Source organism: Nocardioides sp. P5_C9_2, from assembly GCF_054049555.1.
The window spans coordinates 1-1,277 of the sequence record NZ_JBFUMD010000714.1; the positions used below are offsets into that span (position 1 = coordinate 1).

The 1,277-nt window shown below is 68.8% G+C and carries 1 protein-coding gene; it reads right to left on the minus strand.

The features are described from left to right. Nucleotides 1-34: 34 nt before the first annotated feature. On the minus strand, nucleotides 35-1,277 hold a 1,243-nt coding region (locus ACXJKL_RS21235), incomplete at its 5' end, for an acetate--CoA ligase (RefSeq protein WP_457208973.1).

The following is a 1,277-nucleotide window of genomic DNA, read 5'->3' on the forward strand; positions in this document are numbered from 1 at the left end:
CCCGCACTACCCCGCGTCGAGCCGAATGGGCGGGTCACTCCTCCGAGGAGGCCGACCCCTCCTGACCCTTGATCAGGTCCATCACCGTCGAGTCGGCGAGCGTCGTCACGTCGCCCACCTCGCGGTGCTCGGCGACGTCCTTGAGCAGGCGGCGCATGATCTTGCCCGAGCGCGTCTTGGGCAGCTCGGGGACGATCATGATCTGGCGCGGCTTGGCGATCGCGCCGATCTCCTTCTGCACGTGCTTGCGCAGCTCCTCGATGAGGTCCTCGGGGGCCGAGCCGTCGTCGCCGAGCGCCGACTCGCGCAGGATGACGAACGCGCAGACCGCCTGGCCGGTCATCTCGTCCGCCGCTCCTACGACCGCGGCCTCCGCGACCTTGGGGTGCGACACGAGCGCCGACTCGATCTCGGTGGTCGAGAGCCGGTGGCCCGAGACGTTCATGACGTCGTCGACGCGACCGAGCAGCCAGATGTCGCCGTCGTCGTCCTTCTTCGCACCGTCGCCGGCGAAGTACAGGCCCTCCCACCGCGACCAGTAGGTGTCCTTGAAGCGCTGGTCGTCGCCCCACAGGGTGCGCAGCATGGCCGGCCACGGCTCCTTGACCACGAGGTAGCCGCCGGAGCCGTCGGGCACCGACTCGGCCTCGTCGTTGACGACGTCGACGCTGATGCCGGGCAGCGCCCGCATCGCCGAGCCGGGCTTCCCGGCGGTGACCCCGGGCAGCGGGCTGATCATGATCTGGCCGGTCTCGGTCTGCCACCAGGTGTCCACGATCGGCGTCCGGTCGGCGCCGATGTGCTTGCGGTACCAGATGTAGGCCTCCGGGTTGATCGACTCGCCCACCGAGCCGAGCAGCCGGATCGAGGACAGGTCGTGCTTCGCGGGGATGTCGTCGCCCCACTTCATGAAGGTGCGGATCGCCGTCGGCGCGGTGTAGAAGATCGTCACCCCGTACTTCTCGATGATCTCCCACCAGCGGCCCTTGTGCGGGGAGTCGGGGGTGCCCTCGTACATCACCTGCGTCGCGCCGTTGGCGAGCGGGCCGTAGACCATGTACGAGTGCCCGGTCACCCAGCCGACGTCGGCGGTGCACCAGTAGACGTCCGTCTCGGGCTTGAGGTCGAAGACCGACCAGTGGGTGTACGACGTGCCGGTGAGGTAGCCGCCCGTGGTGTGCAGGATGCCCTTGGGCTTGCCCGTCGTGCCGGACGTGTACATGACGTACAGCGGGTGCTCGCTGTCGTGCATCTCGGGCTCGTGGTCGGGGGAAGCG